We start from the raw sequence: 14,730 nt of genomic DNA, 5'->3' as shown, positions 1-14,730 counted from the left end.
CTCTACCCTGTCGTCGGGCACAAAAAAACGGGCGCGCGGCCCGTCGTATTTTCCGGTGGAGCCTTGGACCAGAAGTCCAACGCGCCGCTGTTGCAGATGCATATACGCAGGAGTTCCCGAGTCTGCAACCCCCGGCGTAAAACGTGATCGGATTTACGCCAGCCACCACCGTTCGGCGATGCGCCCGTCGTCCAGCGCAGCCTTACCAATCTGGCGCGGCATCCCGACATGGGCGGCAACAGCCAGTGCCATGTCGGCCTGCGATGGATGATACCGCAGGCCACGCTGCGCGATCAGGTCCTCGCCAGCAGGCAGTGCCGCGATATCCACGTAGCCATCCCGCAACGCCTCGGCCCGCACCTTGGCGTCAGGGATCACGATGATCTCGATCGTGTCGGCCCAACCCGCCGATCCGGCCTTGTAGTGATCGGCCACGCGCCGCGCGCGCAAATGACGCTCATCCTCGGCCCGCTCGACCCGGTAACAGCCAGTACCGTTGGCTTGCGCCAGCGGCGTCACGCCATGGCGCGCGATGACGAACTGGGACTCTGACAACAGGAATGGCAGGCCCGGATTGCTCTCAGCCAATTGCAGCCGCACCTGGTGCGGAGCGATGACCTCGGCGCGGCCAACCTCACCCAGAACGGCCAGAACATCTGTGATATCCAGCTTGGTGCCATCATGGAACACGACATCATCGCGCAGATCGAAACTCCAGACCCGGGCGTCCGCGTCGGTTTGCCAACCCGTCGCAAGCTCTCCGCGCAACGTGCCGTCAGGTGCAATCTCGGTCAGCGTGTCAAAGACCGCACCACGCGCCACGCGTTCCAGACTGTTGTCACGCGGCACCGCCAGTCGCAGCGCGCCGCCCTGTTTCGGCGTATCCGCCAAAGATGCCCCTGTGGCCGCCAGCAAAGCGGCAGCCGCACCTGAGGCAAACAACGCACGACGGTCGATCCGGGTCATGTCACCCCCTCGGCCACGCGATCCATGATCCGGACCAGCTCGGCGCTGATGCCGGGTTCAGACAGGGCGTGGCCTGCATGGCGCACCATCTTCAGCTCGGCATTGGGCCAGCGCTGCGACAGGTTCCACGCGGCCTGCGGCGGGCAGATCATGTCATAGCGCCCCTGCACGATATGGCCGGGGATACCGGTGATCCGGTCCATCTGATCCAGAATCTGGCCGTCATATTCAAGGAAGGCGGCATTAGTGAAATAGTGATTCTCAAGCCGGGCAAAGGTGCGTGCATATTCCCCCGGGCTTTCGCCCACCGACCCGTTGGTGTGGATCGAGGCCAGCGCGTTTTCCCAATGTGACCACGCACGCGCATACAGTATCTCGGTCGCGCGATCCCCCGAGAACAGGCGTTTGTTGTAGGCGGCAATCGCGTCGCTCACCTCATGTTCGGGTAGCAGCGAGGTGAACTTGGCCCACTGCTCGGGCCAGAACTTGCCCGCACCGCCGCCATAGAACCAATCCAGCTCGGCCTGCGTGGCCAGAAACACACCGCGCAGCACGAGACGGTTGACCCGGTCAGGATGGGTTTGCGCATAGACCAGCGCCAGAGTCGCCCCCCAGCTGCCGCCGAAGACGATCCAATCCTCAATGTCGAACAATTTGCGCAGACGCTCGATATCCGTCACCAGATGCCAGGTGGTGTTGTTTTCGACCGAAGCCGTGGGCCGCGACCGCCCACATCCGCGCTGATCAAACAGAATCACCCGATAGGCTTTGGGATCGAAATACCGCCGCATCGCCGGGCTGCAGCCGCCGCCGGGGCCACCATGCAGGATGACCACCGGAATCCCCTCGGGATTGCCGCATTGTTCCACATAAATGCGGTGCCCATCGCCCATATCGACCATCCGCTGATCGAAAGGATCGATCGGCGGGTACAGATATTGAACTGCGCGCTTTTGGTCCGGGTACTTGTCCATTATGGCCCTATATAGTCCTTAAGCGTAAAAGAGCACACGGAGACAGGAATGCAAGCGCATCCGAACACGGTAGACCCGTCCGAGATCGCAAAATTTGAGGCGATGGCGGCGGAATGGTGGGATCCTCACGGGAAATTCAAGCCGCTGCACATGCTGAATCCGTGCCGTCTGGACTATATCACCCAGCAAATCGCGGGGGAGTTTGACCGCGATCTGAAGGCAACCAAGCCATTTGACGGCCTGCGCTTGCTGGATATCGGTTGCGGCGGCGGGCTGCTAAGCGAACCGATGGCGCGTCTGGGTGCCACGGTCGTGGGCGCCGACGCCGCCGAGCGCAACCTGCCCGTCGCCCGCATCCATGCCGAGCAATCAGGGCTGGACATTGACTATCGCCACACCACCGCCGAGGACATGGCCGCCGCGGGTGAACAGTTTGATGTGGTGCTGAACATGGAGGTGGTCGAGCATGTGGTCGATCCACTTGGTTATCTCACAGCCACGCAACAGTTGCTAAAACCCGGCGGGTTGCAGGTGTGCTCGACCATCAACCGCAACCCGAAATCCTATGCCATGGCCATTTTCGGAGCCGAGGTCGTCATGCGCTGGCTGCCCCGCGGCACGCATGAATGGAACAAGTTCATCACCCCTGATGAGCTGTTCGACCTGTTGCGGCAGGCCGGTTTGGACCCGGTGGACCGCAAGGGGTTTGTGTTCAACCCAATCCTGTGGAGCTGGTCGATCTCGGACCGGGACCTGAGCGTGAATTATGTGACGGCGAGCGTGAAGCCGGGGTAGGATGGGTTTTCAACCCATCTTGCAAAGGTTTTCGATCTTGAGCGATGGGTTAGAAACCCATCCTACGCTTGCTATTCTTGCTTATTTTGCGGCCAAACGGTGAAGGCTGAAAGCTGGCGCAAACCCGGCTTCGTCCAGCACGTGTTTGAGATGCCCATTCAGAAAAACACGACGTGGCACACTTGGGTCTCGCCAGATGTCGATCCCGGATGCGGCCTGTGCATTGCCGACAACGTCCCCCGGCTTGGCATCCTTCCATAATGGAAGTCGGAATAAATCATCCCGATCGGGCCGAGCTCTTCGAAGACCTTTTGACTCTTCGATGTTTAGCGTGCCGGGTTTATTTGCGATCCAAAAGATCGAGTAGTTCTGTTCAATCGGTGTGATCTTGTCTTTTTTAAACAGGTTGACGGGATAAAGCCCTCCTTGCCCCAGGTCGAATTTCTGAAGGACATCGGCGACATCTGATCGAACCGCCAGAATACCTGCCAGATCGATGACAGGAGAGTATTTACCGTAATATGGTTCAAAATCATGATCCTCAGGCGCAACCTTTTGAAAGAAATTCGGCAAGATATCCTGCTGCTCCAGCGGTTCTCCGAGATTCTGCCAACGCGCCAGATTCTCATGATAGCCTAGGCTAGGATGCCATCCAAAAGCCTTGAAGCGCTCACTTGGTTCCTCAGGAAAATCATTAGGAACGAGCGCCCGAAATGGCCTCTGCAGATCAAGTTCAACGGTTATGTCGGAAACCCAAATTTCATCCGTCATCTGTTGCGATCCTTTGGCGCAGTTGGCGCAAAGCCCTTACTCCCCCTCCAACTGCAACCGCAAATCCCGCAGTACGGGCAGCGTGCTGCGGACGCGTTCCAGACCCAGCTCTCCGACCACGCGGTTGATCAGCGGGGCGATCGAGGAAATCGCCTGATCACGTGCGCGGCGGCCGGCGGGGCTGATGGCGACCATCTTGCGGCGCGCGTCGTCCCAGTCGGGGCGGATGTGGATGTACCCGGCCCATTCCAGCTTGGCCAAGGTGTTGGTCATCGCTCCGCGCGTGACGTGGAAGGTGCTGGCCAGTTGTGCAGGCGTCCGCTCGTCGCCTACATATACAAGGTGGTTCAGTACCGAGAAGTGCGAGATTTCCATGCCCTTGGGCAGCACCCGGCTCAGCCGGTTGCGCAACAATTGGTCTGCAGTCAGAATCTCGCTGAACAGCGTGACCGCAAGGGCGTTTTTCTCGTCCGTCATTAGTCCGGTTCTGGATCAGGGCCCGTCAAAGGGCCGCAGGTGAGTCAGTGAGGGCACGCGGCGGCGCGCCTCTGTCACAGAACTATCATCCAAATCGAAAATGTGAATGCCCGGATCGGTGCCTGCGTCGATCAGCACCTCTCCCCACGGGGCGACAACCATGCTGTGGCCGTAGGTATGGCGGGTCTTGCCGCGCGTTTTCGGGTGCTCTCCGGTCTGGGCGGGGGCCAGCACCCAACAGCCAGTCTCAATCGCCCGCGCCCGCAGCAGAGATTGCCAATGCGCCGCGCCGGTCACGGGCGAAAACGCGGCCGGAACCGTCAAAATCCGGGCACCTGCCTGCGCCAGCGCGGCGTAGAGATGCGGAAAGCGGATATCGTAGCAGATGGTCAAACCGACCTTGCCGAAATCGGTCTGCGCAATCACAGCCCGGTCGCCGGGGCGGTAGTTCTTCGATTCGCGGAAGGTCTCGGATTCTGTGACCTGCACGTCGAACATATGGATCTTGTCATATCGCGCCATGATCTGCCCCTGCGGGTCGATCATGAAAGAGCGGTTGGCAAAGCGCCCATCGGCGTCGTGGGTCTTGATCGCCAGCGAGCCGATCAGCAGCCACACGCCCAGCGCAGCGGCCTGATCACGCAGGCCCGCCAGCGTGATGTCATCTTCTTCGTGCTGCAGAACCTCGCGCTGTCGCGTGGTGCTGGTCGAGACGCAGTTCGTTACTTCGGGCGTCAGGATAAAGCGCGCGCCCTGATCTGCCGCCTCGGCCATCAGGGCGCGCACCGTATCCAGATTTTCAACCGGGTCGTCCGACGAGGTGATCTGCAGCAGAGCGGTCTTCATCAGGCCGCCAGCAAACGATCCAGTTTACCCTGACGCTCAAGCTCATAAAGGTCATCGCAGCCGCCTACGTGCTGCGTACCGATGAAGATCTGCGGCACGGTGCGTTTGCCACCCGCGCGCTGGATCATCTCGGGCTTGCGTTTGGGGTGCATCAGCACGTCGACTTCCTTGAACTCGACGCCCTTCTGTTTCAACAGGCGTTTGGCCGCGTGGCAAAAACCGCAGAGCGGCGAGGTATAGATTTCTACGGGTTTCATATTCCGTCCCTTCGCGTTTCGCACAATCTTGGGCGAATTAGGCATCCTTGGCAACGCGCGCCAGAGCCAACACGAAAATATGATTTGCCCCTGCGGCCTGACACACACGGGTGCATGCCGCCAAAGTCGCACCCGAGGTCATCACGTCATCGACCAGCAAAACATCCCGCCCTCTGATGTGGCGTGTTCGTCGCGGGTGGATTGAAATGGCATCCTGCAGGATCGCCGCCCGCTCTTGCGCGGTTTTTCCGTCCAGAACCGGCGTATGACGGGTACGCTGCAGAAGATCAGGTATGCAGTCCAGCGCAACCTCTTGCGCAAGATGCTGCGCCAACAGAGCCGATTGGTTGTAACGCCTTTTCAGCAGACGCGACCAATGCAGCGGAACCGGAGCGATCAGCATATCGGGGCGCAGCAACGCCTGTCCTGCCTGCGCCAGCCACCGCGCTGCGGGGCGCGCCAGTTCCGGCCGGTCACCATGCTTCAGCGCCAGTATCAGGGACCGTGCCTTGCCCTTGTACAGCAGTGCCGCCCGCCCCGCGCGCCATGGCCGGGATGCCCCGATACAATCATCGCAGTCGATCCGAAACCCGTCCCGTTCCCCAATAACCGGTACACCACAGCTTTCGCAAACTGTGCCGCCAATAAACGGCGTATCGCGCCAGCAAGGTCCGCAGAGACCGAAATCGGTACCCGTCAGCGCACCGCACCCCATGCATCGGGGTGGGTAGATAAGCTGGATAGCGGTTTGAATCCGCCGCGCCATGCGATACTTGCGAGCTATGAAACTGCCCGAACCCACTGCACCCTCGTTGTTTGACCGCGCCGCCATTCGGCTGCGCCGCGCGCGCGCGCGCGACGAAGCCTTGTTCCTGCACCGCGCCGCCGTCGATGAGGTGCAGGATCGGCTCTCCATGGTTAACAAAGTGTTTATGGCCCCTGCGATCGTGAGTCCTTTTCCGCAGGTCTGGTCCGGTGTTTTTCCCGATGCGGTGAATGTCGAGGATGAAGATGTGCTGGCCCTGCACCCCGGCACACGTGATCTGGTGATCCACGCGATGGCGCTGCACAGCGCCAATGATCCAGTGGGGCAGATCATCCAATGCCACCGCGCCCTGAAACCCGACGGCCTGTTGCTGGTCCTGTGCCTGGGCGGAGAGACCCTGCACGAGTTGCGCGCCGCGCTGGGACAGGCCGAGATCGAGGTGTCCGGTGGCCTGAGCCCCCGAATCGCACCCATGGGAGAGCTTCGCGATCTTGGGGCTCTTCTTCAGCGGGCCGGGCTGGCGCTGCCGGTGGCAGATGCCGTCCCCCTGACGGCGGAATACCGCGATCTCTGGCACCTGATGCACGACCTGCGCGCCATGGCAGAAACCAACGCCCTGTCAGGCCGGCTGAAAAAGCCGACACGGCGCGCGGTCTTCGACACAGCTCAGCGCATCTATGCCGATCACTTCACCGCGCCCTCGGGGCGGCTGACCGCTACATTCGAGATGATCTGCCTGACCGGCTGGTCCCCCGATGACAGCCAACCCAAACCCCTGCGCCCCGGATCGGCCCAGATGCGTCTGGCGGATGCACTGAAAACCGAAGAAGGCAAACTGCCCGATTGACGACCGGACATTTCCCGTTATCTCAGCCCGGAACACGAAAATTCAGGAAGCTTCATATGTTTGACGCCACTCGCCCGATGCATGCACCGACCGACCACCCAAAGGTCAAGATGGGGCGCGTCGGCATTCTACTGGCCAACCTGGGCACGCCGGACGATTACACCTATTGGCCCATGCGCCGGTATCTGAACGAGTTTCTTTCGGACAGGCGGGTGATCGACTATCCCGCCTGGAAGTGGCAACCGATCCTGCAGGGGATCATCCTGACCAAACGGCCGTTCAGTTCAGGTGCCGCCTACAAGTCGATCTGGAACCACGACAAGGGCGAAAGCCCCTTGATGACGATCACCAAAGACCAGACCGCCAAGCTGCGTCACGCCATGCAGGAGCGGTTCGGAGATCAGGTCATGGTCGATTTCTGTATGCGCTACGGCAACCCTTCGACCCCTTCGAAAGTCCGCGAGATGGTGGCCGCAGGCTGCGACCGCATCCTGTTCTTCCCGCTCTACCCGCAATATGCCGGGGCCACGACAGCGACGGCTAATGATCAGTTCTTTCGCGCCCTGATGGCTGAACCATGGCAACCGGCCAGCCGAACGGTTCCCGCCTATTTCAGCGAACCGGCCTATATCGACGCGCTCGCAGGCTCGGTCGAGCGCGCATATGCACAGATGGACACAAAGCCGGATATCCTGGTGTGTTCCTATCACGGAATGCCCGAGCGCTATCTGAAACAGGGCGACCCCTATCACTGCCAATGCGTGAAAACCTCGCGACTGCTGAAGGAACGGTTGGGATGGTCGGATGATCAGTTGATCTCGACCTTCCAGTCGCGGTTCGGACCCGAGGAATGGCTAAAACCCTATACCGTCGATCACGTGGCCGATCTGGCGCGACAGGGGAAGAAGAACATTGCGGTCATTGCCCCTGCGTTTTCCGCCGATTGCATCGAGACGCTGGAAGAGATCAACGAAGAGATCAAAGAAAGCTTCGAAGAAGCGGGCGGCGAATCGTTCACCTATATTCCCTGCCTCAACGACGACGACACGCATATCGCGGCACTGGGTAAGGTGATCGAGGATAACCTGCGCGGATGGCTCGACTGACGCGTTCCGCGATGTGTTATGCGGACATGAAAAAAGGCGGTGGAAAGCTCCACCGCCTTTTCTCTGGTATAATGCTCGTCAATTAGCTTGCGGCAACAGCTGCAGCAACGATAACCAGCAGGATCAGCGGCAGGATGATGCCCTGCGACGAACCTTGGGTTTCTTCGACGACAACAGGTGCTTCAACAACCGGCTCTTCCAGGTTGCCAGCATATGCGGTCGAAGCAGCAGCAGTCAGAGCAGCGGCGAGAACGAGTTTCTTCATATTAACCTCCAGAATTTGCACGATTCCAAATAGCGAAACCGCACATCTAAGACTTACCTCGTGAGTTTTTCTAATCAGCTATCCCCATGGATTGCAATTGTAACTTGCGCCACAAGCGGGTTCGTGCGCGAAAATGTCGTCAAATTAGCAACACTTGCGTGCCAACATTGGCCATTCCGAACAGCTCGGCGATGTCTTCGTTGAACAGCCCAATGCACCCGTTTGACGATCGACGCCCGATTTTGCGCGTATCATGCGTGCCGTGAATGCGATAATACTTCCAGCTTAAGTACAAAGCGTGCGTTCCCAATGGGTTATCCGGCCCCGGAGGAATGTAGTCCGGCCATTCGGGGTTGCGTTTTTTCATCGACGGCGTGGGCGACCAGCTTGGCCCTTCGACCTTGCGGATGACGCTTGTGCGTCCACGGCGGGTCAGTTCTTCGGTCAGTGGAACCGAAGAGGGGTAGAGTTTGTACACTGTTTGGTCTTCTGACCAATAATGCAGCGCCCGCGAAACGGTATCGACCAGAATGGCGCCATTCCGGGTGTTCGAGAAATAGGGTTGCCAGTCCAGAGCGCGAAAACCCGAGACGTTGCGGCGTACGGGCGGCTCAGGTTCGGCGGCGGGGCGCAGCGGGTCGCCGGGTATGTACTGTGCCAGCGCGGGTGACGCGAGGCTGGCCGAAGCTGCCGCCATGAATGCGCGGCGGGTCGGGGTCACAATCGGTTTCTTGACCATGTCGAACGGTCCTTTGCTAAGGTCAAATGCAAATTCTGGCACATTTTATGGCCAGAATGCTTCAGTCGCAAATCAAACCGGCAGATTCACGCAAGCTGAGGCGATTGTGCATTTGCCCCCGGCCTGTAAGCGCGGTATTTCCCTTGAAACACAGAATTCAGGCCGATCATGACACGTATTCTTTCTCTTCTGACGATTTGCATCCTCGCTTTGGCCGCTTGTACCGATTCGAGCACGACCGCGATTGGCGCGGATGGCAGACCGCTTCCATCCGTCTATAAAATTCGCGGAAACCCCGAGAAACTGCAGTTCCGCATGTTGGACTCGGTAAACGCACTGCGGCAGGCCTCGGGGCTGCAACCTGTACAGTTGAACGCACAGTTGAATGCGGCGGCGGCCACCCATTCCAAGGATATGGCGCGTCAGAACCGCCCTTGGCATTTCGGGTCGGACGGGTCATCACCCATCGATCGCGCCGCACGCGTGGGCTATTTCGGAACCTTCCTGGGCGAGGCGATCTCGGAAACCTTTGAAACCGAGACCGAAACACTGGCAGCCTGGATGCAAGAGCCCGGACCGCGATCGGTCATCATGGACCCCAAAGCCACTCAGATGGGATTTGCCTGGCATCAAGAGAGCGGCGGCAAAATCTGGTGGACCCTTGAGATGGGCACCGGTGGCTGAAGACCCGCAGCAGAAAATGACAAAGCCCCCGACGATCCGGGGGCTTTTTTTCGTCCTGTAGCCTGCGTTTAGGCAGCCTGCATGGACTGTGCTTCGGTCAGAATCGCATAGAGTTTCACCGGATCTGGGTTGGCTCGCAGCTTGGCGCAGACAGTCTGTTCGCGCAGCGTGCGCGACACCAAGGCCAGCGCCTTGAGATGCTCAACGCCCGCCTCTTCGGGGGCAAAAAGCGAAAAGGCCAGATCTACCGGCTGCCGATCGACCGATCCGAAATCGATGGGTTTTTCCAACATCACGAATACGCCGGAAACCGCTTCAAGTTCGGACAATCTGGCATGCGGCAAGGCCACACCGTGGCCAACACCTGTGGGCCCCAGACTCTCGCGTTCAAGCAAGCTATCGACAACGGCTTGCGCGTCCAGTCCCAGCGTCGCGGCGGCGACATCACCGATTTCCTGAAACAACCGCTTTTTGCTGGACGCGGCGGATAGCACGCGCACGGCTTCGGGCTTCAGAATGCTCGAAAGCTCCATCATTTTGCTCCTGGGCCATGCCCCCGCAGCCGGGGGCAGGCCAATAGTTCTTGCCTGTTACGGATCAATCCACCCGATATTACCGTCCTCTCGACGATAAACGACATTCAATCCGTCCTTATTCTCATTCCGGAACACCAGCACCGGGGCACCGGCCAGTTCCATCTGCATAACGGCTTCACCAACACTCAGCGATGGGATCTTTGTTTCCATCTCAGCCACAATCATTGGCTGCAGCGATTCGGGTTCGTCGGCCGTCTCCGATTCGTCAGAAGCGAGGATATAAGAGGACGCGCCAAAGAGTTCAACCGGCTCAGAGCGATCCTTGTGGTGGTCCTTCAAACGGCGCTTATACCGCCGCAATTGTGTTTCCATCTTGTCACAGCAGCCCTCGAACGCCGCATAAATCTCGGTCGCATGGGCCTTGGCCTGTGCGGTGAGGCCGGTCGACAGATGCACGGTGGTTTCGCATACATATTCATGCGCCGAACGGGAAAAGACGACGTTGGCGTCCGTCGGTCGCTGGGCGTATTTGCCTACAACCTCGCCCAGTTCGGTCTGCACATGGGTCTGCAGGGCCGCACCGATGTCGATCTGTTTTCCGCTGATTTGGTAACGCATGTGATCTCCTTCACAATTCACACCCATTCTGACGCCACGGTACGCGGCTGACTTGTTTTTATCGGGTGGGGGGTCGCAGCACTCTGTGCGGTTGCCGCTGATCCTGCCCTTCGATGAAGGGGCATCGCGATCCAGACTGGAACCGAAGATGTGCCATAACCCAATTGAGCCAAGAGGCGACGGAAGAGTCAATCAAAACAGGTGTGTATATACCAGATTTCCGCCATGCACCCGGCGCAATTCCGCGTAAACCTATGAAATACGGAAATTTTCGCCCAGATACACCCGGCGCACATTTTCGTTTTCCACCACCTCGTCGGGGGTGCCTGACATCAGAACCTGACCGTCATGCAGGATATAGGCGCGGTCCACGATCTCGAGCGTTTCGCGCACGTTGTGGTCGGTGATCAGAACTCCGATTCCGCGCTTTTTGAGGTCTGCCACCAGCAGGCGAATGTCACCGACGCTGATCGGATCAACGCCCGCGAAGGGCTCATCCAGCAACAGATATTTCGGATCAGCTGCCAAACAGCGCGCGATCTCGACCCGGCGGCGTTCACCGCCCGACAAGGCCAGCGCAGGCGCGCGGCGCAGGTGTTCGATCGAGAAATCCGACAGGAGCTCCTCCAGCCGTTCTTTGCGGCGGTGGGCGTGTTTGACGGTGATGTCCAGCACCGAGGCGATGTTGTCCTCGACGCTCATACCGCGGAAGATCGACATTTCCTGCGGCAGATAGCCGATGCCAAGACGGGCGCGGCGATACATCGGCAGAGTGGTCACATTCTGCCCGTCGATGGTCACTGTCCCGGCCTCAGGAAACACCAGCCCGGCAACCGAATAGAAAGTCGTGGTCTTGCCCGACCCGTTCGGACCCAGCAGCGCCACCACCTCAGACCGGTCCAGCGTCATCGAAACGTCGCGGATCACGGTTTTCTTGCGATAGGATTTCCGCAGCTTTTCGATCTTCAGGCCAGACATCCCTTGGGCGACAGACAGGTTCGGGCGGTTCATCAGTTCTGACCCTGCTGCAGGATGGTTTTGACGCCCCCCGACATGGTCGCGGTGCCAGTGGTCAGGTTCGCAATCATCTGGTCCCCGCTGATGATACTGGGGCCTTGGGTCAACAACACGTTGCCGCGCATCTCAATCACACCGGACTCGATCGTATATTCGGCCCAATCGCCTTCGGCTGCGTCCGGAGGGCTGACCAAAACCACATTTTCCGTGGCTTCCAGCCGTTCTATGGCCGATCGCTCCTCATTATAGATCACCAAAACGCGCTCGGCGGTCAGGCGCATCTCACCCTGGATGACGATCACATCACCCAGAAACTCGGCGGAGCCATTTTCCTGATTTACGTTCAGCGTCTCCGACGTCACCTCGACCGGCAGGGTCGGATCGGCTTTGACGGCTCCGAAGGCAACCTGCGCCTCTTGCGCCGAAGCGGGTGCGATCGTGAGGGTCAGAGCGAAACACAAAGAGGCGGCACGAAAATCAAACACGGGTTATCTTTCAGCTTTTTGCGGCTCGTATATCAGCTTCACGCCATCTGTAAAAAGAATATGGACCGGGCCGTCCTTTTTTTCCGTTCCGAACGTCATGCGCCCTGCCGTAAAGTCACCAATCGGGCCGGTGCCGTCAATCTGTCCCGGGCTATCACCGCGTATTTCGTCCAGCGATGTGTTCAACAGATCGGTGGTGACCTGAATGCCGTCCGCGGTGGTGATGACCACATTACCAGAGAACGTTGCGGTGCCCTTGTCGGGCCTGACCATACCAGTGTTGGATTCCAGCGTAATCTCTCCCCCGTTGCTCAAGCCAAAGCGACCGTGAACATCGGCGGCGGTCGGGTTATCGCCCTGACCGACCTGACTGGCGCGGCGCGCTTCGACGCGAATTTCCTCACCTTTGCGGGTGACGCCCCTATAGTCGGGCCGAGTGATCACCTGATCGGTCAATCGTTCGTCAATTTCCTGACCGGTGAACGGGACAGAGACATTGGTGTCGATGCTGCGCGACAAAAGGAACACGGTGGACAGCAGCAGGATAGCGGCCAAAGGCAGAACCACCTTCAGAAACTGTACCCATCGGGAATGGTGGTCCACCGGCGTGCCCCCTCAGCCCAGCCCGACGCGCAGGCAGTCGTGGATGTGCAACAGCCCCTGTACCGGCCCCGGCGCTTCGGGGTCTACGACGAACAGCGACGTGATCTTACGGTCGTTCATGACCGCAACCGCCTCTTCTGCCATAGCATTTGGCGCAATGGTCAGTGGGTTTTCGGTCATCACTTCTTCGGTGGTTTTATCCAGCAAACCGTCCATGTTCCGGCGCAGGTCGCCATCGGTAACGATGCCCAGCAGGCGGCCTGCTGCGTCAGTCACGCCAACCACGCCAAAGCTTTTCTGGCTCATGACCAGCAAGGCATCGCTCATGGGTGTCCCGGCAGAAACCAGCGGCAAATCCTCGTGCATTAGATCGCGCACAGTGGAAAGTTGCGCCCCAAGCTTGCCGCCGGGGTGATAGGCGCGGAAATCTTCGGGTTTGAAGTCCCGATACTTCATCAGCGCAATCGCCAGCGCGTCGCCCATCGCCAGCGTCAGAGTAGTTGAGATCGAGGGCACCATGCCGAACCCGCAAGCCTCACCCAAAGACGGGATCAGCAGATGCACGTCAGCCTGCTTCATCAACGTGCTTTCGGGTTTGCTGGACAGGCCAATCAGCGGGATGCCAAAGCGGCGGGTAAAAGCCAGAAGATTGGCCAGTTCCGGCGCCTCGCCCGAGTTCGAGATCGCCAGAACCACGTCACCCTTGGACACCATGCCCAGATCGCCATGGCTCGCCTCAGCGGGGTGCACGAAATAGGCAGGTGTCCCGGTGCTGGCGAGCGTCGCCGCGATCTTGTGGCCGATATGGCCCGACTTGCCGATACCACTGACGATGATGCGGCCCGTGGCCTGCAGGATCAGTTGCACGGCCTCGGCAAAATGTTCGTCCAGCCCTTCGGCCAGCACGTCCAGCGCGCGGGCTTCATCGGTGACAACCTGTCGGGCGGTTCTCAGAAATGCTTCGGTATCGGTCATGAGTGCGCAAAAATATCCGTTTCGGGCCAACCGGCGAGGTCCAGCTTCGCGCGCATCGGCAGGAAGTCAAAACAGGCCTGCGCCATCTCGGTCCGGCCCTCGCGGGCCAGACGCCCCTCCAGCGCGTCCCGCAGGCGATGCAGGTACAAAACGTCCGATGCGGCGTATTCAAGCTGCGCGTCGGTCAGCGTTTCCGCGCCCCAATCGCTCATCTGCTGTTGCTTCGAGATATCGACGCCGATCAGTTCCTGACACAGGTTCTTCAGCCCGTGCCGGTCGGTATAGGTGCGCACCAGACGGCTGGCGATCTTGGTGCAATAGACGGGTGCGGCCAGCGCGCCAAACGTGTGGTACATCGCGGCAATGTCAAAGCGGCCAAAGTGGAACAGCTTCAGCACATTCGGGTTTTCCAGCATCGCACACAGGTTCGGAGCCTGAGTCTGCCCCTTCTCGACCTGCACGATATGGCTGTTGCCGTCGCCGCCCGACATCTGGATCACACACAGGCGGTCCCGATGCGGGTTGAGCCCCATGGTTTCACAGTCAATGGCCACGACCGGGCCCAGATCCAGCCCGTCCGGCAGGTCATTCTTATAAAGGTGGTTCGCCACTGGGATATCCTTCAAGCGCTTTCGCCCCCGAGATAGGGGGTTTCGCAGACAAACTCAACGTCGCCGGGCCCGCAGGGCCGTTACGCGCTCATCGGCTTTACATCATCCCCAAGGGGGGGATAAGGATATGATCATGACGACTCATACCCATGCCTCACATCCGCAGATCACCGCGCGACTGAAACGAGCCCATGGCCATCTGGCCAAGGTCATCACCATGCTGGACGATCAGGCCCCATGCGGGGACATCGCCCAACAGCTTTTCGCCGTCGAGAAAGCCATCACCAACGCCAAGCGGGCGCTGATCCACGACCATGTCGATCACTGCCTGTCTGCCGGGGCCGATGGCGACAGTATCGACGATTTCAAATCCATCACGAAATACCTCTGAC

The 14,730-nt window shown here is 59.4% G+C and carries 21 protein-coding genes and 1 pseudogene; 5 read left to right on the top strand and 17 right to left on the bottom strand.

The features are described from left to right. Positions 1-153: 153 nt before the first annotated feature. The gene (locus tag ACR0KM_RS07260) at positions 154-966 is read right to left on the bottom strand and encodes an ABC transporter substrate-binding protein (RefSeq protein WP_480860728.1); all 813 of its coding nucleotides are present in this window, start codon (positions 964-966) and stop codon (positions 154-156) included. Beyond that, positions 963-1,940, bottom strand: coding sequence for a prolyl aminopeptidase (pip, locus tag ACR0KM_RS07255; protein WP_480860725.1), 978 nt, complete (start codon positions 1,938-1,940; stop codon positions 963-965). Before pip ends, ACR0KM_RS07260 begins: the two co-directional genes overlap by 4 nt. A 48-nt stretch (positions 1,941-1,988) precedes the next feature. On the opposite strand from pip, the gene ubiG reads away from it, so the two are divergent. Next, positions 1,989-2,735: a bifunctional 2-polyprenyl-6-hydroxyphenol methylase/3-demethylubiquinol 3-O-methyltransferase UbiG gene (gene ubiG, locus ACR0KM_RS07250; RefSeq protein ID WP_480860723.1), complete on the top strand. Its 747-nt coding sequence runs from the start codon at positions 1,989-1,991 to the stop codon at positions 2,733-2,735. 81 nt (positions 2,736-2,816) lie between these two features. Here ubiG and ACR0KM_RS07245 read toward each other — a convergent pair whose 3' ends face one another. From ACR0KM_RS07245 to ACR0KM_RS07225, 5 genes are read right to left on the bottom strand one after another with little or no spacing between them, the layout of a single operon-like run. After that, a complete protein-coding gene (locus ACR0KM_RS07245) occupies positions 2,817-3,506 on the bottom strand; it encodes a hypothetical protein (RefSeq protein WP_480860721.1) in 690 nt (229 codons plus the stop codon). Between the two features lie 36 nt (positions 3,507-3,542). Further along, entirely contained in the window at positions 3,543-3,983 is a 441-nt protein-coding gene (locus ACR0KM_RS07240) for a MarR family winged helix-turn-helix transcriptional regulator (RefSeq protein WP_480732813.1), read from the bottom strand. A 15-nt stretch (positions 3,984-3,998) separates the two neighbouring features. Beyond that, positions 3,999-4,829: a carbon-nitrogen hydrolase family protein gene (locus tag ACR0KM_RS07235; RefSeq protein ID WP_480860719.1), complete on the bottom strand. Its 831-nt coding sequence runs from the start codon at positions 4,827-4,829 to the stop codon at positions 3,999-4,001. Beyond that, positions 4,829-5,086: a glutaredoxin 3 gene (gene grxC / locus ACR0KM_RS07230; protein ID WP_050605571.1), complete on the bottom strand. Its 258-nt coding sequence runs from the start codon at positions 5,084-5,086 to the stop codon at positions 4,829-4,831. The genes ACR0KM_RS07235 and grxC overlap by 1 nt, the downstream gene beginning before the upstream one ends. 37 nt (positions 5,087-5,123) lie before the next feature. Beyond that, the gene (locus tag ACR0KM_RS07225; RefSeq protein ID WP_480860717.1) at positions 5,124-5,852 is read right to left on the bottom strand and encodes a ComF family protein; all 729 of its coding nucleotides are present in this window, start codon (positions 5,850-5,852) and stop codon (positions 5,124-5,126) included. Positions 5,853-5,868: 16 nt separating this feature from the next. On the opposite strand from ACR0KM_RS07225, the gene ACR0KM_RS07220 reads away from it, so the two are divergent. Both ACR0KM_RS07220 and hemH read left to right on the top strand, forming a co-directional pair. Further along, positions 5,869-6,699, top strand: a complete 831-nt coding sequence (locus ACR0KM_RS07220; RefSeq protein WP_480860715.1) for a methyltransferase domain-containing protein — start codon at positions 5,869-5,871, stop codon at positions 6,697-6,699. A gap of 56 nt (positions 6,700-6,755) precedes the next feature. Further along, positions 6,756-7,805, top strand: a complete 1,050-nt coding sequence (hemH, locus tag ACR0KM_RS07215) for a ferrochelatase (RefSeq protein WP_480860713.1) — start codon at positions 6,756-6,758, stop codon at positions 7,803-7,805. A gap of 82 nt (positions 7,806-7,887) precedes the next feature. On the opposite strand, the gene ACR0KM_RS07210 is transcribed toward hemH, so the two are convergent. After that, positions 7,888-8,070 carry a hypothetical protein gene (locus tag ACR0KM_RS07210; RefSeq protein ID WP_480823278.1) on the bottom strand — a complete coding sequence of 61 codons (183 nt, stop codon included), beginning with the start codon at positions 8,068-8,070 and terminating at the stop codon, positions 7,888-7,890. Between the two features lie 139 nt (positions 8,071-8,209). Then, positions 8,210-8,809 (bottom strand): L,D-transpeptidase, encoded by a 600-nt coding sequence (locus ACR0KM_RS07205; protein ID WP_480860711.1) that lies wholly within the window; start codon positions 8,807-8,809, stop codon positions 8,210-8,212. Positions 8,810-8,977: 168 nt separating this feature from the next. On the opposite strand from ACR0KM_RS07205, the gene dalA reads away from it, so the two are divergent. Next, the gene (dalA, locus tag ACR0KM_RS07200; protein ID WP_480823274.1) at positions 8,978-9,493 is read left to right on the top strand and encodes a divisome-associated lipoprotein DalA; all 516 of its coding nucleotides are present in this window, start codon (positions 8,978-8,980) and stop codon (positions 9,491-9,493) included. A gap of 68 nt (positions 9,494-9,561) precedes the next feature. Here the strand turns inward: dalA and ACR0KM_RS07195 are convergent, their stop codons facing one another. From ACR0KM_RS07195 to ACR0KM_RS07160, 8 genes and pseudogenes are all read right to left on the bottom strand, one after another. Next, complete coding sequence (locus tag ACR0KM_RS07195; RefSeq protein ID WP_480823272.1) at positions 9,562-10,026, bottom strand: PTS sugar transporter subunit IIA; 465 nt, start codon at positions 10,024-10,026, stop codon at positions 9,562-9,564. A 57-nt stretch (positions 10,027-10,083) separates the two neighbouring features. Continuing rightward, positions 10,084-10,647 (bottom strand): ribosome hibernation-promoting factor, HPF/YfiA family, encoded by a 564-nt coding sequence (gene hpf / locus ACR0KM_RS07190; protein ID WP_039541074.1) that lies wholly within the window; start codon positions 10,645-10,647, stop codon positions 10,084-10,086. Positions 10,648-10,899: 252 nt separating this feature from the next. After that, the gene (gene lptB / locus ACR0KM_RS07185) at positions 10,900-11,658 is read right to left on the bottom strand and encodes an LPS export ABC transporter ATP-binding protein (protein ID WP_480823268.1); all 759 of its coding nucleotides are present in this window, start codon (positions 11,656-11,658) and stop codon (positions 10,900-10,902) included. After that, on the bottom strand, positions 11,658-12,149 hold the full coding sequence (locus ACR0KM_RS07180) for an LptA/OstA family protein (RefSeq protein ID WP_480860708.1): 492 nt from the start codon (positions 12,147-12,149) through the stop codon (positions 11,658-11,660). Before ACR0KM_RS07180 ends, lptB begins: the two co-directional genes overlap by 1 nt. A 3-nt stretch (positions 12,150-12,152) precedes the next feature. After that, complete coding sequence (gene lptC / locus ACR0KM_RS07175) at positions 12,153-12,752, bottom strand: LPS export ABC transporter periplasmic protein LptC (protein ID WP_480860706.1); 600 nt, start codon at positions 12,750-12,752, stop codon at positions 12,153-12,155. Positions 12,753-12,764: 12 nt separating this feature from the next. After that, positions 12,765-13,727, bottom strand: coding sequence for a KpsF/GutQ family sugar-phosphate isomerase (locus ACR0KM_RS07170; RefSeq protein ID WP_480823262.1), 963 nt, complete (start codon positions 13,725-13,727; stop codon positions 12,765-12,767). Further along, complete coding sequence (locus ACR0KM_RS07165) at positions 13,675-13,899, bottom strand: hypothetical protein (RefSeq protein WP_480860770.1); 225 nt, start codon at positions 13,897-13,899, stop codon at positions 13,675-13,677. Before ACR0KM_RS07165 ends, ACR0KM_RS07170 begins: the two co-directional genes overlap by 53 nt. Continuing rightward, positions 13,847-14,281 (bottom strand): annotated as a pseudogene (locus tag ACR0KM_RS07160) (ribonuclease D); the annotation flags it as partial. The gene ACR0KM_RS07165 and the pseudogene ACR0KM_RS07160, both read right to left, overlap by 53 nt. Positions 14,282-14,471: 190 nt before the next feature. On the opposite strand from ACR0KM_RS07160, the gene ACR0KM_RS07155 reads away from it, so the two are divergent. Further along, on the top strand, positions 14,472-14,729 hold the full coding sequence (locus ACR0KM_RS07155) for a metal-sensing transcriptional repressor (RefSeq protein ID WP_480860704.1): 258 nt from the start codon (positions 14,472-14,474) through the stop codon (positions 14,727-14,729). The last annotated feature ends 1 nt before the right edge of the window (position 14,730 follow it).

The sequence above is a fragment of the Ruegeria sp. G10 genome (assembly GCF_056533645.1).
Note: the sequence above shows the minus strand (reverse complement) of the source record. Positions and strands in the feature narration are given on the sequence as shown.